Here is a 24250-nt window from a genome sequence, read left to right on the forward strand (position 1 = left end):
GGCAATGGCCAAACCGGCCGTCCGACGGGGGCACCGCTACCCTTGCGTCACCGGTTGCGTGGTGGCGAAGGGGGGAAGCAGGTGCTCGAGGTCGGGGAAGCAGTCGACGGGACTGCCCTGCGCCGATGGGTGGATCTCGGGTTGCGGGCGCTCGCCGAGCGCCGCGACGAGATCAACAGCCTCAACGTCTTCCCCGTCCCCGACGGCGACACCGGTACCAACCTGCTCGTCACCCTGCGCTCCGCGGCGGCCGAACTCGACACCTCCGCGGCGGACGCCGAGGACGTCGCCACGATCGTCGGCGCCCTGGCGCGCGGCGCGTTCCACGGCGCCCGCGGCAACTCCGGTGTCCTCCTCGCGCAGATGCTGCGGGGCCTGGCCGACGCCCTCGACGGGGCCGTGGTCGTCGACGGCGCCGCACTCGGGCGCGCCTGGCGGCACGCCGCAGACCTCGTCACCCGCGCGCTGAGCTGCCCCGCCGAGGGCACCATCGTCAGCGTGCTGCACGCGGCCGCCGACGGCGCGCACGCGGCCGGCCGCTCCGGTTCGCTCGTGACGGTGGCGACCGCAGCGGCCGACGCCGCCGCCGAGGCCCTGCAGCGCACCACCGCGCAACTCGACGTGCTGGCCGAGGCCGGCGTCGTCGACGCAGGGGGCCTCGGTCTGCTCCTGCTGCTCGACGCGTTCGTCGAGACGGTGTCGGGCCGGCGTCCGGACCGGGCACCGATCGCGACGTCGAAGCCCGGCGCTCCCGCCCGGCATGGTGGGCACAACGGGCACGAACCCCGCCACGGCGGCGATCAGGACTTCGAGGTCATGTACTTCGTCGAGGGCTCCGACACCGCCCGCATGGACACCCTGCGTACCCGCCTCGACGCCCTCGGGGACTCGGTCGCCGTCGTCGGCGACGGCGCCGGCACCTGGTCCGTGCACGTGCACTGCTGCGACGCGGGCGCTGCCGTCGAGGCCGGCCTGGAGGCCGGGCGGCTGCACCAGGTCACCGTCACGTGCTTCGCGCTGGAGGCACAGCAACGGATCGGCGTCGGCCCGGTGGCTTCCGGGGCCGGAAACCGCTCGGTGCTCGCCGTCGTGGCCGGCGACGGGGCAGCGGAGCTGTTCGAAGCCGAGGGCGCGGCGATCGTGCGGGCGGACGATCCGATCACCCGCCGGCACCTGCTCGACGCGATCCGCCGGCTGGGCAGCCGTGACGTGATGGTCCTGCCCAACGGTGCGCTGCCCGCCCAGGAACTCGTCGCGGTCGGCGCGGCGGCCCGCGACCACCGGCGCGAGGTGATGTTCCTGCCCTGCTCGTCGATGGTGCAGGGACTGGCGTCGCTTGCGGTGCACGACCCGGGCCGCGAGGCCGCCGACGACGCCTTCGCCATGTCCGAAGCGGCCGCCGCGACCCGGTGGGGCTCGCTGCGCATCGCGAACGAGCGGGCCCTGACCTGGGTGGGAACGTGCGAGCCGGGGCACAGCCTGGGCCTGTCGGGTCATGATGTCGTAGTCATCGAGCATGATCTGGTGACGGCGGGAGCGTCGCTGCTCGACAAGGTGCTCGCCGCGGGCGGAGAGCTCGTGACGATGCTCGTCGGCTTCGACGCGCCCGACGGACTCGCCGAGCGGCTGACCCGGCACGTCAACGACCGCCACCCCGAGGTGGAGGTGCTGGTGTACCACGGGGGACAGCGCAGCGACCTGCTGCAGCTCGGTGTGGAGTAGCCGGCACAGGAACAGTCGGACGCCGGCCCCCCGGCGTCGATCGGAGCGGAGAGGACGGCAGTGGCGACACTCGCGGACCGACTCGATCATCTTCTCGGCCGCAAGACCGCGGATGCACTCGCCGACTCGTTCGGCATGACCACCGTCGAGGACCTGCTGCGCCACTATCCCCACCGGTACGCCACCCAGGGCGCCGAGCTCGGCGACTCGCAACCGGTCGAGGGCCAGCACGTGACGATCATCGCGCGGGTGGCCAGGGCCGACGAGGTGCGGATGAAGAGCCGGCCCGGCACCCGGCTCGCCGTCGTGCTCGAATCGGACCGGCAGAAGATCGACGTCACCTTCTTCAACCCGCAGAAGGTCAAGTACAACATCAAGCCCGGGGTGCGCGGCATGTTCTCCGGCACCGTCAAGTACTTCCGCGACAAGTGGAGCCTGGCCCACCCGAGCTACATCATCCTGCCCGAGCCTCGCGGCCCCGAGATCGGTGGCGCGGCCCCGCGGCCCACCCGGGTGCGCGGCGCCGGCGCGCTCGCCGGCATGGCCCGCAGTGCCCAGGGCGACGGCGGCATCGACATGTCGATCTTCGATCGGGCCCTCATCCCGATGTACCCCGCAACCCGCGACGTCGAGTCGTGGACCGTGATGCGCTGCGTGCGGCAGATCCTCGATCAGCTCGAGACCGTCGACGACCCGCTGCCCGAGTGGGTGCGTGGCGAGCACGGCCTGATCGGGCTGGACGAGGCGCTGCGCCGCATCCACCTGCCCGACGACCGGGACGACGTCACCGCCGCCCGGGAGCGCCTGCGGTTCGACGAGGCCGCGGCGGTGCAGCTCGTCCTCGCCCGGCGCCGCCACGACGTCGCGGTGCGCACGGCCCCGGCGTGCCCGCGCCGCAGCGGCGGTATCGCCGACGAGTTCGATCGCCGGCTGCCGTTCGAACTGACCGCCGGGCAGCTCGCGGTCGCCGACGAGATCGCGGCGGACCTCGCCGGATCGCACCCGATGAACCGGTTGCTGCAGGGCGAGGTCGGCTCGGGCAAGACGATTGTGGCGCTGCGGGCGATGCTGCAGGTCATCGACGCGGGACACCAGTGCGCACTGCTCGCGCCGACCGAGGTGCTCGCCGCCCAGCATGCGCGCTCGCTGGCGAAGATGCTCGGCGATCTCGCCGCGGCGGGCGAACTCGCCGCCCACGAGCTGGCCACCAAGGTCACCCTCGTGACGGGCTCGATGAGCGCGGTCCGCAAGCGGCAGGCCCTGCTCGACATCGTGAGCGGCGACTCGGGGCTCGTGATCGGCACCCACGCGCTGATCCAGCAGGGCGTCGAATTCTACGACCTCGGCCTCGTCGTCGTCGACGAACAGCACCGGTTCGGCGTGGAGCAGCGCGACGTGCTGCGCAACCGCGGCCGCGACGGTGCCAGCCCGCACGTGCTGGTCATGACGGCGACACCCATCCCGCGCACCATCGCGATGACCGTCCTCGGCGACCTCGAGGTGTCCACATTGCGGGAACTGCCCCGCGGCCGGTCGCCCATCACCAGCCGGGTCGTGGCGGCGAAGGTGCATCCCAGCTGGGTGGCGCGCGCGTGGGAACGCATCGGCGAAGAGGTCGCGGCGGGCCGGCAGGCGTATGTGGTGTGCTCGCGCATCGGCGACGGCGACAGCGACGAGGACGCCGACCTGGTCGGTTTCGACGAGGCGGAGACGACCGGCGGGCGCGGGGGCAGGGGCAAGCCGCCCGAGACGAAGTCGGTGCTCCAGCAGTTCGAGGAGCTCGCGGGCGGCCCGCTGGCCCACCTGAGGGTCGGGTTGCTGCACGGGCGACTGCCCGCGGACGAGAAGGACGCGGTGATGCGCGACTTCGCCGCCGGAGACATCGACGTGCTGGTGTGCACCACCGTCGTCGAAGTCGGCGTGGATGTGCCCAACGCGACGGTGATGGTGATCGTGGACGCCGACCGGTTCGGGGTCAGCCAGCTGCACCAGCTGCGCGGCCGGGTGGGCCGGGGCGGGCATCCGGGGCTGTGCCTGCTCGTGTCGGATTCGAAGCCCGGCGCGCCCGCCATGGCCCGCCTCGAGGCCGTCGCCGCGACCACCGACGGATTCGCGCTCGCCCAGCTGGACCTGCAGCAGCGCCGCGAGGGCGATGTGCTCGGTGTCGCCCAGTCGGGCACCACCTCGACGCTGCGGATGCTCTCGCTCGTCGACGACGTCGAGGTCATCGCGGCCGCGCAGGCCTTCGCCCGCGCCGTGACCGACCGCGATCCGCGGCTCGAGGAACACCCCGGTCTGGCCCGCATGGTGTCGGCCGCGCTCGACACCGAACGGGTCGCGTATCTCGAGAAGTCGTGAGGTTACGTTCCGCGCACGCCGGGCGCGGCGCCGTTGTGAGGTGACGCCCGCCGCACCCGCGACGTTTCCGGCACGTTAAGGATCCCTCGACCTGCATCGTTTCAGTCGGACAAAGACGTGCATCCGTCCCACGATCTGGGATGCGGACGCCGAACGGAGTGTTACGTCGCGGTACCGTCGTCCAATGTTCTCCAAAGTGCTTGTCGCCAACCGAGGCGAGATCGCGATCCGCGCGTTCCGCGCCGCCTATGAACTGGGTGCCGGGACCGTCGCGGTGTTTCCGTACGAGGACCGCAATTCCCTGCACCGGCTCAAGGCCGACGAGGCCTACCAGATCGGGGAGCAGGGGCATCCGGTCCGTGCGTACCTGTCCGTGGCGGAGATCGTCGCCGCCGCGAAGAAGGCCGGCGCCGACGCGGTCTACCCCGGCTACGGTTTCCTGTCCGAGAACCCGGACCTGGCGGCGGCGTGCGCGGCGGAGGGCATCACCTTCATCGGTCCGTCGGCGCACGTGCTGGAGCTGACCGGAAACAAGGCGCGGGCGATCGCGGCGGCCAAGGCGGCGGGTCTGCCGGTGCTGGCGTCGTCGGAGCCGTCGGCCGATCTCGAGCAGTTGCTCGCGGCTGCCGAGTCCATGGAGTTCCCGATCTTCGTCAAGGCCGTCGCCGGCGGCGGCGGGCGTGGCATGCGGCGCGTGGCCGAGCGTGGCCAGCTGCGGGAGGCGATCGAGGCGGCGTCCCGGGAGGCGGATGCGGCGTTCGGCGATCCCACGGTGTTCCTCGAGCAGGCGGTGGTCGATCCCCGGCACATCGAGGTGCAGATCCTGGCCGACGGCCAGGGCAATGTGATGCATCTGTTCGAGCGGGACTGCTCGCTGCAGCGCCGCCACCAGAAGGTCATCGAGCTGGCCCCGGCACCGAACCTCGCCCCCGAGCTGCGCGAGCGGATCTGCGCGGACGCCGTCGCGTTCGCGAAGCAGATCGGTTACAGCTGCGCCGGCACCGTCGAGTTCCTCCTCGATTCCCGCGGCAACCACGTCTTCATCGAGATGAACCCGCGCATCCAGGTCGAGCACACGGTCACCGAGGAGATCACCGACGTCGACCTCGTGCAGGCGCAGATGCGCATCGCCTCCGGTGAGTCGCTGACCGACCTGGGCCTGTCGCAGGACAAGGTCGCGATCCGCGGGGCGGCGCTGCAGTGCCGCATCACCACCGAGGATCCGGCCAACGGCTTCCGGCCCGACACCGGGCGCATCAGCGCGTACCGCACGCCCGGCGGCGCCGGGATCCGTCTCGACGGCGGCACCTCCGTCGGCGCCGAGGTCTCCGCCCACTTCGATTCGATGCTGGTCAAGCTCACGGCCCGCGGCCGCGACCTGCCCACGGCCGTCGCCCGCGCCCGCCGCGCGGTCACCGAGTTCCGCATCCGCGGCGTGTCGACGAACATCCCCTTCCTGCAGGCCGTGCTCGACGACCCGGACTTCCGGGCCGGGAACGTCACCACGTCGTTCATCGACGAGCGGCCGCAGCTGCTGACCGCCAAGACCTCCGCCGACCGCGGCACGAAGATCGTCGAGTACCTCGCCGACGTGACGGTGAACAAGCCGCACGGCGAGCGCCCGACGACGGTGTACCCGCACGACAAGCTGCCGAAGATCGACCTCGACGTCGCCCCGCCGGAGGGTTCGCGGCAGCGGCTGCTCGCCCTCGGCCCGGACGGCTTCGCGAAGGCGCTGCGCGAGCAGAAGGCCCTCGCCGTCACCGACACCACCTTCCGCGACGCGCACCAGTCGCTGCTCGCGACGCGCGTGCGCAGCAAGGATCTGCTCACCGTCGCCGGGCACGTCGCGCGGATGACCCCGCAGCTGCTGTCGATCGAGGCGTGGGGCGGCGCCACCTACGACGTCGCGCTGCGGTTCCTGCACGAGGACCCGTGGGAGCGTCTGGCGGCGCTGCGGGAGGCGATCCCGAACATCAACCTGCAGATGCTGCTGCGCGGCCGCAACACGGTCGGCTACACCCCGTACCCGGAGATGGTCACCCGCGCGTTCGTGCGGGAGGCCACCGACACCGGCATCGACATCTTCCGCATCTTCGACGCGCTGAACAACGTCGACCAGATGCGGCCGGCGATCGACGCGGTCCGCGAGACCGGCACCGCCCTGGCCGAGGTCGCGATGTCCTACACCGGGGACCTGTCCGATCCCGGCGAGACGCTCTACACCCTCGACTACTACCTGCGCCTGGCGGAGCAGATCGTCGAGGCCGGGGCCCACGTGCTGGCGATCAAGGACATGGCCGGGCTGCTGCGCGCACCCGCGGCCGCCACCCTGGTCTCGGCGCTGCGCAGCAACTTCGACCTGCCGGTGCACGTGCACACGCACGACACCCCCGGTGGTCAGCTCGCGACGTACCTCGCGGCGTGGCAGGCCGGCGCCGACGCCGTCGACGGCGCCTCCGCCGCGCTGGCCGGCACCACCAGCCAGCCCGCGCTGTCGGCGATCGTCGCCGCGGCCGCGCACTCGGAGTACGACACCGGTCTGGACCTGCAGGCCGTGTGCGACCTCGAGCCGTACTGGGAGGCGCTGCGCAAGGTGTACGCGCCGTTCGAATCGGGCCTGCCCGCCCCGACGGGCCGGGTGTACACCCACGAGATCCCCGGCGGGCAGCTGTCGAACCTGCGGCAGCAGGCCATCGCGCTGGGTCTGGGCGACCGGTTCGAGGAGGTCGAGGCCAAGTACGCCGCGGCCGACCGGATGCTCGGCCGGCTGGTCAAGGTCACTCCGTCGTCGAAGGTGGTCGGTGACCTCGCCCTGCACCTGGTGGGTTCCGGCGTCGCCAGCGACGAGTTCGCGGCCGACCCGGCCCGCTACGACATCCCGGACTCGGTGGTCGGATTCCTGCGCGGCGAGCTCGGCACCCCGCCCGGCGGGTGGCCCGAGCCGTTCCGCTCCAAGGCCCTCGAGGGCCGCGGCGCCCCCAAGCCCGAGGTGCCGCTGACCTCCGAGGAGGAGAAGGCGCTCGACGACACCTCCAGCGAGCGGCGCGCCACCTTGAACCGGCTGCTGTTCCCCGGCCCGACCCAGGCGTTCCTCGAGCACCGGGACCGCTACGGCGACACCTCGGAGCTGTCGGCCAACCAGTTCTTCTACGGTCTGCGCCGCGGTGAGGAACACCGGGTGCGCCTGGACAAGGGTGTCGAGCTGCTGATCGGGCTGGAGGCGATCTCCGAGCCGGACGAGCGCGGCTTCCGGACCGTGATGTGCATCCTCAACGGGCAGCTGCGCCCGGTCTCGGTGCGCGACAAGTCCGTCGCCAGCGAGGTTCCGGCCGCGGAGAAGGCCGACCGCAACAACCCCGGGCACGTCGCCGCGCCGTTCGCCGGCGCCGTGACCCTCCTCGTCGCCGAGGGCGACCGCGTCGCGGCCGGTGACACCGTCGCCACCATCGAGGCGATGAAGATGGAGGCCGCGATCACCGCGCCGCGTGGCGGCACCGTCACCCGCGTCGCCCTCGCCGGCGTGTCCCAGGTGGAGGGCGGCGACCTGCTGGTCGTCGTGTCCACCGAGGAGAGCGCGGAGTGATCGGACGGTTCTCCGGGACGGTGCGATGACCCGGATCGTGGCCGGCCGGGCCGGGGGGCGGCGCCTGAAGGTGCCGCCCCGCGGGACCCGGCCCACCTCGGAGCGGGTCCGCGAGGCGCTGTTCAGTTCGCTCACGGCCCGGATGGAGCTCGACGGCGCGTCGGTGCTGGACCTGTACGCCGGCTCCGGCGCGCTCGGGCTCGAGGCGCTGTCCCGGGGCGCCGTCCACGCCTTGCTCGTCGAGTCCGACGCGCAGGCCGCCGCCGTGATCCGCCGCAACATCACCGAACTCGGTCTGCCGGCGGTGCTGCGGGCTGCGCCGGTCGCCGCCGTGCTCGGCGGTGCCCCGGACCGGGTCTACGACCTCGTGCTCGCCGATCCGCCGTACGCGGTGACCGAGCAGGCGGTGTCCGCGATGCTCACCGCCCTCGTCGACGGGGGCTGGGTGGGGGAGGGCTCGGTGGTGGTGCTCGAACGCTCCTCCCGCTCGCCGGAGACGGTGTGGCCGCAGGCCCTCGAACCGGACCGCGTTCGCAAGTACGGCGAGACCCGGATCGAGATCGCTACCTGCTACGGTTCGGACTCATGAGCAGTGCGGTCTGCCCCGGTTCGTTCGACCCCGTGACCAACGGCCACCTCGACGTCATCTCTCGGACTGCCGTGCAGTTCGACGAAGTGACGGTGACCGTCGTGATCAACCCCAACAAGCAGGGAATGTTCTCGGTTCCCGAGCGCATCGAGATGCTCACCGAAGCCACTGCCCACCTGGGCAACGTGCGCGTCGACTCCTGGCAGGGCCTGCTGGTGGACTATGCACGCGCCCACGGCATCACGGCCATCGTCAAGGGCCTGCGCGGCGCCAACGACTTCGACTACGAGCTGCAGATGGCGCAGATGAACCACAAGCTCACCGGCGTCGACACCCTGTTCGTCGCGACCAACCCGGCCTACAGCTACCTGTCGAGCTCTCTCGTCAAGGAGGTCGCCACCTACGGCGGCGACGTCGCCGACATGCTCCCGGCGACGGTGCACAAGCGGCTGCTCGCGCGGATCGCGGAGCGCACAGCGGCGAAGCGCTGATCCGGCACGGCGGCGAAGCGCTGATCCGGCACGGCGGCGAAGCGCTGATCCGGCACGGCGGCGAAGCGCTGATCCGGCACAGCGGCGAAGCGCTGATCCGGCACGGCGGCGAAGCGCTCATCCGGCACAGCGGCGAAGCGCTCATCCGGCACAGCGGCGAAGCGCTCATCCGGCACAGCGGCGAAGCGCTCATCCGGCACAGCGGCCGAGGCTGACCCCGCCCGTTCGATCGCCGACACACCGGGTCCGCGATGCGCGACTCCGGCGGCACCTGCGGCAGACTTGCATCCGGCGGCGGTCGCACCGGCCGCGCCGGGACGACGATTGGGGTTGGGCGTGTACCGGGTATTCGAGGCACTCGACGAGCTGGTCGCGATCGTCGAGGAAGCACGCAGTGTCCCGATGACCGCGAGCTGCGTGGTCCCACGCGGCGACGTACTGGACGTGCTCGACGACGTCCGCGACGCGTTGCCGGCCGAACTGGACGACGCGCAGGACGTCCTGGATCATCGGGACAAGCTCATCGGCGACGCGCGGGCCCAGGCCGACAAGACCGTCGCGGACGCCGACGCGGAGGCCCGCGAGACCCTCGACAACGCCCGCGCCGACGCGGACCGCATGCTCGCCGACGCGAAGGCACAGGCGGACCGGATGGTGCAGGAGGCCCGCGCCCACGCCGACGATCTGCTGCGCGACGCCCAGGCCGAGGCCGACGACACGATCGCCGACGCCAAGGAGCAGTACGAGTCCGTGACGGCCCGCGCGCAGGCGGAGGCCGACCGCATGATCGAGGCGGGCAAGGCCTCGTACGAGCGGTCGGTCGCCGACGGCGAGGCCGAGCAGGCCCGTCTGGTGTCGCAGACGGAGGTCGTGCAGGCCGCCCACGCCGAATCCGCGCGGGTCATCGATGCCGCCCACGCCGAGTCGGATCGGCTGCGGTCGGAATGCGACGAGTACGTCGATTCCAAACTCGCCGAGTTCGAAGACGTGCTCGGCACGACGTTGCGGTCGGTGGGCCGCGGCCGGCAGCAGCTGCGGACGGGCGCCGGTGTGCCCGACTACACGGAGGCCGAACGCCGGTCCGAGCGGCGCCGCTGACGCATCCGGCTCCCGCGCCGGGCGATTTCGTCGCGCCCGGGTCCGTCGCGTATCGTGGAGTGGTTGCCCAGTCGCCCCGTGGGGGCGGCGTCCGTCACCTGGAAAGAGGAAGAAGCATTCCCGTGTCTGCCCGCCGTCACAGCCCCCAGCATCCCGACCGGGATTCGGGTCTCGTGCTGGACGTACGCTCGCTCGGACGCCGTCCGGGCTCCATGCGCACGGTCCACACTGTGGTACCTGCGCCGTTGCGGATCGGACTCGACTCGATCGCGATCGAGGAAGGCACGGATGTGGAACTCGATCTCCGGCTGGAAGCGGTGTCCGAGGGGGTCCTCGTCACCGGGACCGTCCGTGCCGATACAGTCGGCGAGTGCTCGCGCTGCCTCGAGCCCTTCGAGGACTCGGTGGAGCTGTACCTGACGGAGCTGTTCGCCTACCCGAACAGCGTCACGGAGCAGACCACCGACGAGGACGAGGTCTACCGCCTGGTGGACGACACGATCGACCTCGAGCCGGTCATCGTCGACACCGTCGGACTGGAGCTTCCGCTGCGGCCGTTGTGTAGTGACGACTGTGCGGGACTGTGCCCCGAATGCGGCATTCGCCTGGCGATTGCGGAATCCGGGCACGGGCATGAGAGAATGGATCCTCGCTGGGCTGGGTTGGCAGCCGCTTTCGGCGCAGGCTCCGAAGAACCCAGCAGTGCATCCGACAGCAAGAACAACGAGGAGAAGTAGACGTGGCCGTCCCCAAGCGCAGAATGTCGCGTTCGAACACCCGGTCGCGGCGGAGCCAGTGGAACACCACTGCGCCGACGCTCGTCACCTGCCCGAACCGCGGCTGCGGCGAGAAGAAGCTGCCGCACGTGGCGTGCCCGTCCTGCGGCACCTACAACGGCCGTCAGGTGACCGCTGCCGTCTAGTTCTCGAATTCTGAGACATCGTGACGAGCGATTCGACCACCGCATCCGAGGGCGGCGAAGGGGAACACGCGTCCCTTCTCGCCGCCCTCGGTGTCGATGTGGATCCGGAGCTGCTGACGCTTGCGCTCACGCACCGCTCCTACGCGTACGAGAACGGTGGCCTGCCGACCAACGAGCGTCTCGAGTTCCTCGGCGACGCCGTCCTCGGCCTCACCGTGACCGAGAAGCTGTACCTGTCGCATCCGGACAAGTCCGAGGGTGAACTCGCGAAGATCCGGGCGTCGGTGGTGAACATGCACGCCCTCGCCGAGGTCGCGCGGTCTCTCGGTGACGGCGGCCTCGGGCCGCACCTGCTGCTCGGCAAAGGTGAGGAACTCACCGGTGGCCGCGACAAGCCCAGCATTCTCGCGGACGGCATGGAGTCGCTGCTCGGCGCCGTCCACCTGCAGCACGGTATCGACGTCGCACGCACCGTCGTGCTGCGCCTGTTCGCCGAACTCCTCGAGCGGGGTCCGCGGCTCGGCGCCGGTCTCGACTGGAAGACGAGCCTGCAGGAGCTGACCGCGGAACGAGGCGTCGGCGTGCCGGCGTACGAGATCACCGCCACCGGCCCGGACCACGACAAGGAATTCACCGCGACGGTGATCGTCGCGGGCGACGCCCGCGGTGTCGGCGTGGGTCGGACGAAGAAGGAAGCCGAGCAGAAGGCCGCCGCCGCGGCCTGGCAGAGCCTGTCCGACAGCGACGCCACCCCCACCGGCGCCGCCGCCGACCAGAACTGACCCGACGTGCCCGAACTGCCCGAGGTCGAGGTCGTCCGCCGCGGCCTCGACGCGCACGTCCGCGGCGCCACCATCGAGTCCGTCCAGGTGCTGCACCCGCGTGCGGTACGCCGTCACGAACCCGGCCCGCGGGATCTCGCGCTGCGGCTGACCGGGCAGACCGTGGCTGCCGTCCAGCGTCGCGGCAAATACCTGTGGCTCGTCTTGGGACCCGCCGACGTCGCACTGGTCGTCCATCTCGGGATGAGCGGGCAGATGCTGGTCCAGCCGCCGGCGGTGCCGGACGAGAAACACCTGCGCATCCGCGCCGTTCTCGACAACGGCGCCGACCTGCGGTTCGTGGACCAGCGCACCTTCGGAGGCTGGGCCCTCGCCCCGCTCGTCGAGGTCGACGGTGCCGTCCTGCCGGAGCCCGTCGCGCACATCGCCCGCGACCCCCTGGATCCGGCGTTCGACGCGGCCGCCGTGGTGAAGGTGCTGCGCGGCAAGCACACCGAGATCAAGCGCGTCCTCCTCGACCAGACCGTCGTGTCCGGCATCGGCAACATCTACGCCGACGAATCGCTGTGGCGGGCCGGCGTGCACGGCAACCGCGCGGCCGACCGGCTCGGGGGGCCGACCCTGCGGCGGCTGCTCGACGCGGCCCGCGACGTGATGGGCGAGGCGCTCGCCCAGGGCGGTACCTCGTTCGATGCCCTCTATGTCAACGTCAACGGCGAGTCCGGATACTTCGACCGGTCGCTGAACGTCTACGGCCAGGAGAACCTGCCGTGCCCACGATGCGGGACGCCGGTGCGGCGGGAGAAATTCATGAACCGCTCGTCGTTCAGCTGCCCCCGGTGCCAGCCGCCGCCACGGGGCGCACGGCGAGCCTGACTTCGGCCGTCCTCCGCGGCCGTCGAAGCGGTGAATCCGTCCCGCGATCCCTGCCGACCGTGCACAGTGGGAACGGCGGAGGAGGACGCACATGCGAACATCGAGGAGAGTCGTACCGGCTGCCGCGGCGGCGCTGGTAGTGGCACTCGCGGTCGTCGGATGCGGCACCGACGACTCGTACCCGAGCGAGTCGGCGCAGACGACCACCGAGGCAGCCCGGGAAACGGCCCCGCCGACCGGCACGGCCGAGTCCGAGCCCGGGCCGGCGGGTACCGAGACGCAGGGCACCGAGGCACAGGGCACCGAGACGACGGATGGAATCCCGGCCTATCAGCCGTCGACGCTCGTCAGCCGGGCGATCGGCTCGGCCGTCCTGACGACGTCCGACCCGATCGAGCAGGTCAGCACCTTCTACCTCGACTTCGTGGACCGGGAGGGCTGGCAGACGGTCTCCGAGAGCGTCACTCCCTACAGCACGAGTCTCACGATCAGGAAGCCGGGGAAGGGCGCCTCCATCTCGGTGTCCTCGGGCGGGGACGGGACGCTGGTCTCGATCAGCACCTATCCGTCACCCTGATCCGTCGCCCTGACGGGGCCGCCCGGCTGCCTCGGCTCGGATCCGCGCTCCGGGTGGGATACGGTGGAACCGGTGCGCCGGGAAGTCTGGTCGGCAGACGACGACTGCTGCCCGACATCCGAGGACATTCGATGACGACACCCTTCGCCCGCCTGCCGTTGCTCTCCCGTGGATCGTGGGAGGAATCCAAGCGGGTGGCCGAGATTCTCCGCAAGGAGACCGTCGGTGGTGTCCTGCTGCTCATCGGCGCGCTCGCGGCCCTGGTCTGGGCCAACACCCCGTGGTCCGACGCCTACCACAGCCTCCGCGACACCACGGTGGGGCCGTCCGCGCTGCACCTGGACCTGTCACTCGGGACGTGGGCGGCCGACGGTCTGCTGGCCATCTTCTTCTTCGTCGTCGGCCTGGAACTCAAGCGTGAGTTCGTCGCCGGCGACCTGCGGGACCTGCGGCGCGCCGCCGTGCCGATCACCGCAGCGGTGGGAGGGATGGCGGTACCCGCGGCGGTGTTCGTCGCGGTGAACCTGCGCGGCGGAGCGGACGCGCTGACCGGATGGGCGGTGCCCACCGCCACCGACATCGCCTTCGCCGTGGCCATCCTGGCCGTCATCGGGACGCATCTCCCGGCGGCCCTGCGCACCTTCCTGCTCACGCTCGCCGTCGTCGACGACCTGCTCGCCGTCACCGTGATCGCGGTGTTCTACACCGATGAGCTCGACCTGGCATATCTCGGGCTCGCGATGCTCCCGCTGCTCGCGTTCGCCGTGGCGGTGCAGCGCGGCATCCGGGCCTGGTGGCTCCTGGTGCCGCTGGCGGTGCTCACGTGGTTCCTGGTCCACGAATCCGGTGTCCACGCCACCGTGGCCGGCGTTCTGCTCGGTTTCACCGTGCCCGTCGCCCGCAGGACGCGCACCGGCACGGAGGCCATGGCCGAGCAGTTCGAGCATCGGCTCCGGCCGCTGTCGGCCGGGGTCGCCGTCCCGATCTTTGCGTTCTTCGCCGCCGGCGTGACGATCGGTGGCCTCGACGGCCTGGGTGAGGCGCTCCGCGATCCGATCTCGGTCGGTGTCGTCGCGGGCCTCGTGCTCGGCAAGGTCGTCGGGATCTTCGGCGTCACCTACCTGATGGCCCGGTTCACCCGCGCCCACCTGGACGAGGGACTGAGCTGGCTGGACGTGCTCGGCGTCGCGCTGCTCGGCGGCATCGGCTTCACCGTCTCCCTGCTGATCGGAGACCTCGCCTACGGCGCCGGCACCGTCGCGGCCGACCACGTGAAGGTTGCGGTCCTCGTCGGCTCCCTCACCGCGGCGCTCGCCGCGTCGGTGGTGCTCCGCTCCCGGAACCGCGCCTACCGCAGGATCGCGGAGCTCGAGTCTCTCGACGAGGACCAGGACGGGATCCCGGACGTCTACCAGCACTGAACCCGGCGGGGCCTGCACGACCCAGTTCTGTGCGGGAGGAATCGGCGCCGGTCGGCGATTCCCTGGGCGGAGTGATGTCCCCCACCTAGAATGGGTGGACGGACATCGCGGCCGCATCGTGTGGACCCGGCCCCGTCCACCGGCCGCCGCGGTGCATGCGGGCGATCGGAGGTGGACGTGCATCCCTCCGAACCAGGGCGGTTGCTGCCGCGCCGGGCGCATCGGGCGATCGTCGCCCTTCTGGTCCTCTTCGCTCTGCTGATCGCCGGACCCCGGCTGATCGCGGTGTACACCGATTGGCTCTGGTTCGGAGAGGTCGGCTACCGGGAAGTGTGGGGCACCATCATCGTGACCCGGTTGGTGCTGTTCGCCGCGGTCACGCTGGTGGTGACCGGTCTGCTCTTCGGGGTGACGGCGTGGGCGTACCGAGCGCGACCGTTGTTCGCCGTCGGCCCGGACGATCCGATCGAGCGGTACCGAATCGTGGTGCTGAGGCGCCCGAAACTGTTCGCGATCGGTATCCCGTTGCTGCTGGGACTGTTCTTCGGCCTGAGCGCACAGAGTCAGTGGGCCAGAGTGCAGCTGTTCCTCCACGGCGGATCATTCGGTAGCGTCGACGCGCAGTTCGGGTACGACGTCGGGTTCTACGTCTTCGACCTGCCGTTCTACCGGCTCGTGCTGACGTGGGCGTTCCTCGCGCTGTTCCTGGCACTCGTGCTCTGCACGGCCACCCACTACCTTTTCGGGGGACTACGGCTGCCGTTCGCAACCGGCGCCGGGGACCGTCGTGGTGCCACCGGCGCGGCGGGTGCGACGACGCGCGCCGCCCGAATCCAGATCGCCGTGCTCGCCGGGAGTTTCGTCGCGCTCAAGGCGGTCGCGTACTGGTTCGACCGCTACCAGCTGCTGTGGAGCGGCCGGAAGGAACCGACGTTCACCGGGGCCGGATTCACCGACATCAACGCGGTGCTGCCGGCTCGCCTGATCCTCGTGGCGATCGCCGTGCTGTGCGCGGCAGCGTTCTTCGCTTCGATCCTGCTGGACGACCTGCGGGTGCCGTTGATGGCAACCGCGCTGCTGGTCCTGTCGTCGATCGTCGTCGGCGGGATCTTCCCGGCCCTCACGGAGCAGTTCTCGGTGCGCCCGAACGCGGCCGATCGCGAGAGCCCGTACATCGAGCGCAACATCGCCGCGACCAGGCAGGCGTACGGGATCGAGGCCGATCGCGTCGAGTACCTCGACTATCCCGGGGTCGGAACCCGGCCGCCGCGCGAGATCCCGGCCGACGTCACCACGATCGCCAACGCCCGGCTGCTGGACCCGAACGTGCTCTCGAGGACCTTCACCCAGCAACAGCAGCTGAAGAACTTCTACGGTTTCACTCCGCAACTGGACATCGACCGGTACACCATCGACGGGGAGGTCGGCGACTACATTGTCGCCGCCCGAGAACTGTCCCCGAAGAGCCTGAGCGGCAATCAGACCCAATGGATCAACCGGCACACCGTCTACACCCACGGCAACGGATTCGTGGCGGCGCCGGCGAACCGGGTCAACGCCGCCGTCCGGGACGCAGCCGCGGCCGGAAGCGGCAGCGACAGTGGATACCCCATCTACACGGTCAGTGACATCGCTTCCCAGGCCTCCGGTCGGCAACTGATCCCGGTCGAGCAGCCGCGCATCTACTTCGGCGAGCTGATCGCGGCGTCGGACCCGGACTACGCGATTGTCGGCGGGTCCGCCGGTGCGGCGCCGCGCGAGTACGACACGGATACCTCGCAGTACACTTACACCGGCAGCGGGGGCGTGCCGATCGGAAGCTGGATCAACCGGCTGGCGTTCGCGGTCCGGTACGGCGAGCGCAACATCCTGTTCTCCGGCGCCATCGGAGCGGACTCGAAGATCATCTTCGATCGCGATCCGAAGACCCGCGTGGAACGGGTCGCGCCGTGGCTCCGCACCGACGGCAATCCGTACCCGGCGGTCGTGGACGGACGGATCGTCTGGATCGTCGACGGGTACACCACCCTGGCGCACTACCCGTACGCCCAGGCCGGCGCGTTGCCCGACGCCCACGTCAGCGATACCGGCCGGCTGCTTCCGGGTGAGCCCCTCTCCTACATCAGGAACTCGGTCAAGGCCACCGTGGACGCCTACGACGGCACCGTCACCCTCTACCAGGTGGACACGAACGACCCGGTGCTCGCGGCGTGGATGGGGGCCTTTCCCGGCGCCGTGCAACCGCCGGAATCGATCACCCCGGAATTGCGCTCCCACTTCCGTTACCCCGAGGACCTCTTCGGTCTTCAACGGGACCGGCTCGCCAAGTACCACGTCGACGACCCGCGGGAGTTCTTCACCAACAACGCGTTCTGGTCCGTCCCCAGCGACCCGACCTCCGAGGCCGTGGGGTCGCAGCCGCCGTACTACGTGCTGGTCGGTGACCAGGAGAGCGCGGCACCGTCCTTCCGTCTCGCCAGCGCGATGGTCGGGTTCAACCGCGAGTTCCTCTCCGCCTACATCTCGGTGAACTCCGACCCGGACGGCTACGGCCGGATGGAGGTGCTGCAGCTGCCGACCGACACGCAGACCCAGGGGCCGCAACAGACCCAGAATTCGATGATCTCCGACACCCGGGTGGCCTCCGAACGCACCCTGCTCGAGCGGTCCAATCGGATCCACTACGGCAATCTGCTGACGCTGCCGATCGCGGACGGCGGGGTGCTCTACGTCGAGCCCCTGTACACCGAACGCCTCACCAGCACCGCCGACGGTTCGACCTTCCCGCAACTGTCGCGAGTGCTGGTCAGCTATCGCGAACCCAGCGCCGGCGGCGTCCGCGTCGGATACGCACCCACCCTCGCCGAGGCCCTCGACCAGGTCTTCGGTGCGGGGACGGGCCGGATGGCGACGGCGCCCGGCGGCGACGCCGCGACCCCGCCACCCCCCGATCCTGCGGCGACCGCTCCGCCACCCGAGGAGGGCGCGACGGTGCCGCCACCCACCGCGCCGCCCGCAGAGCCGACCCCGGAGCAGCTCACCGCTGCCGTCCTCGAACTGAACAGCGCCCTGGCTGATCTGCGCGACGCCCAGCGCACCGGCGACTTCACGTCGTACGGCGCCGCACTCGACCGGCTCCAACGTGCCATCGACAACTTCCTGGCCGCCGGGGGCAGCCTCAACTGAGGTGTTGCTGTCCGACGCTTCTAACCTGTCAAGCGGCCGCGGTGCGCCGTGAGTCGGTCCGTGCGGTCTCTTCGTCGTAGGTGGTGTGATGAGCAGGGCAACCGTGGAGAATGCCGACGAGGCGGTTCGTCAAAGCACGATGTGGCGGGTGGCGCCGCCGGCACGGTGCCGGCCGTAGTAGGGGCGGGCGCCCGGCAGAGGCCTTGAGTGCAGCGAAGGCCTGCGGATAGAGCGCATCACCCAACCGTCGGTTCCGGGCGAGCACGACCCGTTTGATGCCGGAGGCTCGGGTCACCGGCGCCATGCCAGAGTAGTTTCCTCCGGGCTCGGACATCGGCCCAGCGTCCCGGATCATCCCCAATTTCTGCGAGCACCCAGGCACCGAGAACCACTCCCAGACCAGGCGGGCTCAGGTAGATCTCGGCGCCCGGGTGTCGACCAGAACCCGCCTTCACCTGTTCCTCCAGTCCGGCGATCTGTCGGGCCATCTCAGTAGTGACGGCGACCAATGCCGAGACGGCGGCGGCGTAGGTGTCGCCCGCACCGGCTCGGGCCGGCAGTTGCTCACTGCGCAAGCAGCGACGATCTCGGTGGCGCGAGTTCGGACGTATCGCTGTCGGCCGACTCTGCGGACCAGGGCCTCGACTCGCGTGACGGTGAATGCGAACCCCTGCTCCGGGCTGGGTGCGACGGACAGCACGGCGTGGGCATCACGTCCGGCCAAGGCGTCGAAAGCAGCCGCCGCGACCGGGTAGTACTCGCGCAGCATCGACCCGGTCATGGACGTGTTGCGCTGCCGGGTCCAAATCGTCGCCCTCCATCCAGCCTCCGAATACCCTGGGAAAGAGGGAGGGATCACCGTGCGATACGACGACTGGGGCGCCCGGTCGCCGCAGTGGGCGGGGTTGCGCAGCGTGTCGACGAGCGTGTGCGGCGTGCCCGTGCACTATGTCCGAGCGGAGCCCGCGTCGACCGCGCCTCCCGACGCGCCGGTTCACCTGCTGGTGCCCCCGATGACCGGTAGCGCGAGCATGTGGCTCGATCTCGTTCCTCCCCTGCGCCGGCTCGGGCCGGTGATTTCCGTCGACCTCCCGGGGACGATTGTCGGCCACACCGGTGATCCGTATCGGCATGGGCCACGCGCGGACCTGGACGCTCGCTTCGTGGCGGCCTTCGCCCGGCAGCTCCGCCTCGAGAGCCAGGTGCTGCTGCACGGCTGGTCGACGGGTGGCCCGGTGGCGGCGCTGGCCGCCACGATGATGCCCGAGAAGACTCGGGGAGTCGTCTTGGTGGCTCCGGCGCTGCCGTGGCGCCGGACGTCACCAGCCGAGGCATTCGGGTGGCAGACGCTGGGACGTCTCGTCGTCGCAGCCGGCCCGCCCACGACACGCCTGGTGCTGCGACTGGCGGGCCGGCGCATACTGGACGCCAAGCGAACCGCGATCGAAGACGCGGGCTCCATCTCCGGTGGCCGGACCGACCTCCTCGGTGGAAACCGGGGCCGTGTCTCACGAGCACAGGTCGACCTGTGGCTCGATGACCTCGAGGCGGCCCGCGAGCACCCGGAACGGCTCGCGGGCACGGCCACGGCGTTCGCGTCGATCGTCAAAGCCATGTTCATCACGCAGAAGCCGACGAACGAGGCTCTCGATTCCGTGCAGATGCCCGTACTCGTGCTGTGGGGAAGCGACGATCACCTTGTCGACCCCACGTCGCTCATGCAGCACGCCCGACGGCCGGGCTGGACACCCCGCCCCATCGAGGACGTCGGCCACCTGCTTCCCGTCGAGGCGCCCGACCTCTACGCGCAGGCAGTCTGCCAGTGGCTCTCCGACAGCCTCGAGATTCCCGGATTCGGGCGTCCTACGTAGATCGGTGTCTTCCCGACCCCAGCAGAACGGCACCGCGGAGACCAGTCCCTCACGGCTCGGGGATCGGCCTACGCGAATCAGGCACTGACACGCCGTTGAGAACCCGCAGCTCGGAAGCACCGATAAGTGACACCGAGCAGTGGAACCTACATGAGGGCCCTGCCGTCGTCCGGCCCGCGGCCCGCCCGTCGTTCGGCCGGAGCCGCGCCCCATAGCCGCCCTCCGGCCTCCGTCAGGCGGCCGCCCGACGCGGTGGTCGCCGGGCACACCCGTTCGGCGAGGTCCGTCTTGCCCCGATGCAGGCGATGCACGTCCTCTAGGGCGCATCCGCCGCGGCGCAGCGGCGCTTCGGGTGGGTCGCCGAACGCGCAAGGTGCCGGTGGGATCCGGCCGCGACGAGCGACCCGTGCTTGTCAACCGTCCGGTTGCTTGTTGTCGGCGATGCCGACGAGCCGGTCCAGTGCGTCGGTCGTGGTGGCCGCCAGTTCGAACGGGTCGAGAACGAGGTCGGCGCCGGCGGTGAGGAGCCGTTCGGAGTCCTGGCTGCCGTGGGCGGTGACGGCGACCTTGCCGTGGAACCCGTGGTGACTGCCGCAGCCGGGTCGCGAGCAAGCCTGCCAGTGCAGCGAGGGCGAGGATCGTGGCGACGAGCGGGAAGGAGTGCAGGTCCATGAGAGGTCACCTACTCACGACTCGTCCGGCGGGGCGAGGGTCCCGGCCACCGGAAGGTCCGCGCTCCCTCGTGCGGCCCGGGCGCGCAGGGACTTGTCGACGGCGACGACGAGCACCGCGAGCGTGGCGAGGCCGACGATGCGCAACCATGCTTGCGCGTCGATCGGAGCGGTCTGGAAGAGGGTGTTCATGGCGGGCACATAGGTGATGGCGAGCTGCGCGACTGTCTGGGCGAGCACCCCGACGAGGATCCACCGGTTGCCGAAGAACCCGATCCGCCATACCGACGCCGTGAGCGAGCGGCAGCTGAAGAGGTAGAACAGCTCCACCGCCACGACGAGGTTGACGGCCGAGGTTCGTGCCTCGGCGAGGTCGGCACCGATGCCGAGCTCCCACTCGAACAGCCACCACGCGCCGCCCACGATGAGGCCGGACACCAGCAGGATCCGGGTGACGAGCGCGCCGGTCAGCAGCGGCCGCGTGGGATCCCGTGGGGGCCGGGTCATCGTGTCGGGTTCCTTCGGCTCGAACGCCAGCATGAGACCCAGTGCGACGGCGGTGGTCATGTTGATCCACAGGATCTGGGTGGGCAGGATCGGCAGGGTCGTCCCGAAGACGATCGCGGCGAGGATGACCAGGCCCTGACCGAGGCTGGTGGGAAGCACCCACACGATGAACTTCGTGAGGTTGTCGAAGACGCCGCGGCCCTCCTCCACGGCGGCCTCGATGGTGGCGAAGTCGTCGTCGGTGAGCACCATGTCGGCGGCCTCCTTGGCCACTTCCGTTCCACCGTGGCCCATGGCCACCCCGATGTCGGCCTGCCGCAGGGCGGGAGCGTCGTTGACGCCGTCGCCCGTCATGGCGACGACGTGGCCACGTTCCTGCAGGGCCCCGACCAACCGGAGCTTCTGTTCGGGGGAGACCCGTGCGAACACCCGGGCCCGGTCGACCGCGTCCGCGAGTTCCTCGGCCGGGATCGCGTCGAGATCCTGTCCGGTGAGCACGAGTCCGTCGTCGGCCTCGCCGATCAACCCGAGCTGCCGGGCGATCGCCGCTGCGGTGGCCGCATGGTCGCCGGTGATCATCTTGACCGCGATGCCGGCGACGTGGCACGCACGTACGGCGTCCACGGCGGCCTGCCGGGGCGGGTCGAGCATCGCGTGCAGGCCGGCGAACACCATCTCGCCGGAGACCACCGACAGGTCGAACTCCGCCTCCGCATCGATCGCGCGGACGGCCGTGGCCAGCACACGCAGCCCTTGCCGCGCCAGGTCCTCGGCGGCCCCCTGGACCGAGTCCCGGTCCAGGGGAAGGAGGCTGCCGTCGGAACCCATGCCGTAGCGGCAACGTTCGAGGATCCGCTCGACGGCCCCCTTGGCGAGCACGACCCGCTCACCCGTGCGGGGCTCGGCGTGCAGCGTCGCCATGAACTGGCGTTCGGAACTGAAGGGGATGGTGCCGATGCGGGGGTGCCCGGCGCGGACGTCCTCGGGTGCCAGGCCGGCCTTGCCCGCGACGACGAGCATCGCGGCCTCGGTGGGATCACCGACGACGGACCACCGCCCGTCCCGCCGGTCGAGGTGTGCGTCGTTGCATCCGGCACCCGCCACGATCGTCCACCGCAGGGCCTCGTCCGAATCGGGTGCGGCCACGGCGCCGGCGGAATCGTGGACCACGCCCTCGGGCGCGTATCCCGAACCGGTCACGGAATACAGGGAGTGCACCGTCCACAGGTGGCGCACCGTCATCTGGTTCGCGGTGAGTGTTCCGGTCTTGTCCGAACAGATGACGGTCGTGCTGCCGAGCGTCTCGACGGCGGGCAGCCGGCGGATCACCGCCCGGCGCCGGGCCATCCGGGCCACACCGATGGCCATCGTGATGGTGACGACCGCGGGAAGCCCTTCCGGGATGGCGCCGACCGCAAGCGCCACCGCGGCGGTGAACGTTTCCGGCGCGTCCTGACCGCGGACGAGACCGATCGCGAAGGTCGCCGCCGCCAGCACGACGATCGCCACGGTCAGAACCCTGCTGAACGAGGCCAGTTTGGCGGTGAGCGGCGTGGCCAGCACGTCCGCGGCCCCGACGAGGCGATGGATCTCCCCGAGTTCGGTCCGGTCGCCGGTCGCAACGGTGACCCCGGCACCCGCCCCGGCCGTCACCAACGTGCCCGAGTGCACCATGTTGCGGCGATCCGCCACCGGCGTGGCAGGCGGCAGTACCACCTCGTCCTTGACGACCGGAACGGACTCCCCGGTCAGTGCGGACTCGTCGATCTGCAATTCGGCGACGCGGATCAGGCGCAGGTCTGCGGGAACCTTGTCGCCGGCCTCGAGGACGACGAGATCGCCGGGTACGAGGTCGTCCGACGGCAGGGTCTGCTGGCGTCCACCGCGGATCACGCGTGTCTGTGTGCGCACCATGGACCGGAGTGCGTCGAGCGCCGCTTCGGCCTTGGACTCCTGGACGAAGCCGACGGTGGCGTTGACCAGGACGACCGCGAGGATGACGGCCGAGTCGACGTATTCGTCGAGCCACAGCGTGATCGCCGCTGCGGACAGCAGCACATAGATGAGGGGATTGTGGAACTGGCGCAGAATCCGCCGCAGCAACCCGTGGCCCGAGGCCGCCGGCAGCACGTTGGGCCCGAATCGTTCCAGCCTGCGGGTGGCCTCGTCCGCGTCGAGGCCGCGATGCGGATCGGTCTCGTGCAGGAGGACGACCTCGTGGACCGACAGGTCGTGGTGCGTATTGACGGGCGACGGATCGACGGGCAGGACCATGATGCGACCTCCGGCATCGGTTGCGGGCGCGACGGGGGCAGGAACGGGATCAGTCCGGCACGCGCCGGATGCAGAGCAGTCGGTCGTCGGCTCCGATGGTGGCGGCCTCCGGTGATCCGACGTGCAGCCGCCGGCCGTCACGGACGATCCCGAGCACGATGTCGGTCAGGTGGCGGGGGGATTCGCCGATCTCGGCGGCCTCGGCCGCCCGTTCGGTGATGGCGAACCCGGCCTCGGGGGTGAGCAGGTCTTCGACCATCTGCACCACGCCGGGTGTGGCCGTCGCGACGCCCAGCAGCCGCCCGGCGGTTTCGGAGGAGACGACCACGGTGTCGGCCCCGGACCGGCGGAGGACGTGGGTGTTTTCGGACTCGCGAACGGCGGCGACGATCTTCGCAGCGGGCGCGAGTTCGCGGGCGGTGAGGGTGACGAGCACTGCGGTGTCGTCGCGATCGGCGGCAACGACGATCGAGGTGCAGTGCGGATCCCCGGCCAGGCGCAGCACGTCCGATCTCGTGGCCGAGCCCTGCACCGTCACCAGACCCTGTCCGGCGGTGGCCTCGAGTATCAGTGGGTCGGTGTCGACGACCACGATCTCGGACGGCGGGACGCCGTCCCCGAGCATCGCGTCCACTGCGGCACGGCCCTTGGTGCCGTAACCCACGACGACCGTGTGGTTGCGCGCCCGGCGTCGCCACTGCTGGATACGGAACGCCTGCCGCGAGCTCTCGGTCAGAGCCGAGAGCGTGGTGCCGACCAGGACGATGAGGAAGAAGACCCGTAGCGGAGTGATGATCAGGATGTTGACCAGGCGAGCCTGTTCGGTGATCGGAGCGATGTCGCCGTAGCCGGTGGTCGACAGCGACACCGTCGCGTAGTAGATGCAGTCCAGCAGGGACAGCTCGTCGTCCTGGTTGTCGGTGTAGCCGTCGCGGTCCAGGTAGACGACGAGCACCACCAGGGCCAGGGCGATCAGGGCGTAGCCGATCCGGCGGACGATGGCCCGGCCGGGACTGGTCTGCGACTGCGGGACCCGCAGGACGCCCACCAGCGCGAAGCCCGGGCGTTCGGTGAGCACGTCGGCGCCCGTCAACCGAGCACGCCACCTAGCCGGCATCGTGAAACCTGTGCATGCGTGGTCGCGCGATGTTCGATGTGCTCATCCGCCGAGTACCCGGCTCGGAACCCGACCTGCGAACGAATCCTGGTCCACGGTGCCCTCCCTGGTCGTGAAATGCGAACGCCACTCGCCGACCAGACTTCCCGGCACTCCGGGCATCACCCTATCGTGCGGGCGGTCCGGATCGACGGGACTTCGG

At 70.6% G+C, this 24250-nt stretch carries 17 protein-coding genes; 14 read left to right on the top strand and 3 right to left on the bottom strand.

What is annotated here, in order from left to right:
• The first annotated feature begins 81 nt into the window (after nucleotides 1–81).
• From KZJ41_RS12405 to coaD, 5 genes are all read left to right on the top strand, one after another.
• The gene (locus tag KZJ41_RS12405) at nucleotides 82–1722 is read left to right on the top strand and encodes a DAK2 domain-containing protein (protein WP_251550860.1); all 1641 of its coding nucleotides are present in this window, start codon (nucleotides 82–84) and stop codon (nucleotides 1720–1722) included.
• Nucleotides 1723–1782: 60 nt separating this feature from the next.
• Nucleotides 1783–4080, top strand: coding sequence for an ATP-dependent DNA helicase RecG (gene recG, locus KZJ41_RS12410; RefSeq protein ID WP_029543165.1), 2298 nt, complete (start codon nucleotides 1783–1785; stop codon nucleotides 4078–4080).
• A 184-nt stretch (nucleotides 4081–4264) separates the two neighbouring features.
• A complete protein-coding gene (locus KZJ41_RS12415) occupies nucleotides 4265–7666 on the top strand; it encodes a pyruvate carboxylase (protein WP_006938037.1) in 3402 nt (1133 codons plus the stop codon).
• Nucleotides 7569–8255, top strand: a complete 687-nt coding sequence (gene rsmD / locus KZJ41_RS12420; protein ID WP_255326740.1) for a 16S rRNA (guanine(966)-N(2))-methyltransferase RsmD — start codon at nucleotides 7569–7571, stop codon at nucleotides 8253–8255. The genes KZJ41_RS12415 and rsmD overlap by 98 nt, the downstream gene beginning before the upstream one ends.
• On the top strand, nucleotides 8252–8746 hold the full coding sequence (coaD, locus tag KZJ41_RS12425; RefSeq protein WP_006938042.1) for a pantetheine-phosphate adenylyltransferase: 495 nt from the start codon (nucleotides 8252–8254) through the stop codon (nucleotides 8744–8746). Before rsmD ends, coaD begins: the two co-directional genes overlap by 4 nt.
• Here coaD and KZJ41_RS12430 read toward each other — a convergent pair.
• Nucleotides 8656–8985, bottom strand: a complete 330-nt coding sequence (locus tag KZJ41_RS12430; RefSeq protein ID WP_251550862.1) for a hypothetical protein — start codon at nucleotides 8983–8985, stop codon at nucleotides 8656–8658. The two genes, coaD and KZJ41_RS12430, sit on opposite strands and share 91 nt — an antisense overlap.
• 97 nt (nucleotides 8986–9082) lie before the next feature.
• On the opposite strand from KZJ41_RS12430, the gene KZJ41_RS12435 reads away from it, so the two are divergent.
• The 9 genes from KZJ41_RS12435 to KZJ41_RS12475 all read left to right on the top strand — a co-directional run bounded on the left by KZJ41_RS12435 (nucleotide 9083) and on the right by KZJ41_RS12475 (nucleotide 19479).
• A complete protein-coding gene (locus KZJ41_RS12435) occupies nucleotides 9083–9844 on the top strand; it encodes a DivIVA domain-containing protein (RefSeq protein ID WP_251550863.1) in 762 nt (253 codons plus the stop codon).
• Nucleotides 9845–9966: 122 nt separating this feature from the next.
• Nucleotides 9967–10581, top strand: a complete 615-nt coding sequence (locus KZJ41_RS12440) for a DUF177 domain-containing protein (RefSeq protein WP_006933624.1) — start codon at nucleotides 9967–9969, stop codon at nucleotides 10579–10581.
• Nucleotides 10582–10583: 2 nt separating this feature from the next.
• Nucleotides 10584–10766, top strand: coding sequence for a 50S ribosomal protein L32 (gene rpmF, locus KZJ41_RS12445; protein ID WP_003939052.1), 183 nt, complete (start codon nucleotides 10584–10586; stop codon nucleotides 10764–10766).
• Nucleotides 10767–10786: 20 nt separating this feature from the next.
• The gene (gene rnc / locus KZJ41_RS12450; protein ID WP_029543170.1) at nucleotides 10787–11548 is read left to right on the top strand and encodes a ribonuclease III; all 762 of its coding nucleotides are present in this window, start codon (nucleotides 10787–10789) and stop codon (nucleotides 11546–11548) included.
• Between the two features lie 6 nt (nucleotides 11549–11554).
• Nucleotides 11555–12424 carry a bifunctional DNA-formamidopyrimidine glycosylase/DNA-(apurinic or apyrimidinic site) lyase gene (gene mutM / locus KZJ41_RS12455; RefSeq protein WP_006933632.1) on the top strand — a complete coding sequence of 290 codons (870 nt, stop codon included), beginning with the start codon at nucleotides 11555–11557 and terminating at the stop codon, nucleotides 12422–12424.
• 91 nt (nucleotides 12425–12515) lie between these two features.
• Nucleotides 12516–13001, top strand: a complete 486-nt coding sequence (locus KZJ41_RS12460) for a hypothetical protein (RefSeq protein WP_006933635.1) — start codon at nucleotides 12516–12518, stop codon at nucleotides 12999–13001.
• Nucleotides 13002–13195: 194 nt separating this feature from the next.
• The gene (gene nhaA, locus KZJ41_RS12465) at nucleotides 13196–14422 is read left to right on the top strand and encodes a Na+/H+ antiporter NhaA (protein WP_037201635.1); all 1227 of its coding nucleotides are present in this window, start codon (nucleotides 13196–13198) and stop codon (nucleotides 14420–14422) included.
• 171 nt (nucleotides 14423–14593) lie between these two features.
• Nucleotides 14594–17608, top strand: a complete 3015-nt coding sequence (locus KZJ41_RS12470; protein ID WP_065923490.1) for a UPF0182 family protein — start codon at nucleotides 14594–14596, stop codon at nucleotides 17606–17608.
• 860 nt (nucleotides 17609–18468) lie between these two features.
• The gene (locus tag KZJ41_RS12475) at nucleotides 18469–19479 is read left to right on the top strand and encodes an alpha/beta fold hydrolase (RefSeq protein ID WP_065922655.1); all 1011 of its coding nucleotides are present in this window, start codon (nucleotides 18469–18471) and stop codon (nucleotides 19477–19479) included.
• A 686-nt stretch (nucleotides 19480–20165) separates the two neighbouring features.
• Here the strand turns inward: KZJ41_RS12475 and KZJ41_RS12480 are convergent.
• Together KZJ41_RS12480 and KZJ41_RS12485 are read right to left on the bottom strand one after the other, a co-directional pair.
• On the bottom strand, nucleotides 20166–22931 hold the full coding sequence (locus tag KZJ41_RS12480) for a cation-transporting P-type ATPase (protein WP_029543184.1): 2766 nt from the start codon (nucleotides 22929–22931) through the stop codon (nucleotides 20166–20168).
• 49 nt (nucleotides 22932–22980) lie between these two features.
• Entirely contained in the window at nucleotides 22981–24048 is a 1068-nt protein-coding gene (locus KZJ41_RS12485; RefSeq protein ID WP_065922654.1) for a TrkA family potassium uptake protein, read from the bottom strand.
• Between the last annotated feature and the right edge of the window lie 202 nt (nucleotides 24049–24250).

Source organism: Rhodococcus sp. 11-3, from assembly GCF_023704055.1.
GTDB classification, from domain to species: domain Bacteria; phylum Actinomycetota; class Actinomycetes; order Mycobacteriales; family Mycobacteriaceae; genus Rhodococcus; species Rhodococcus aetherivorans.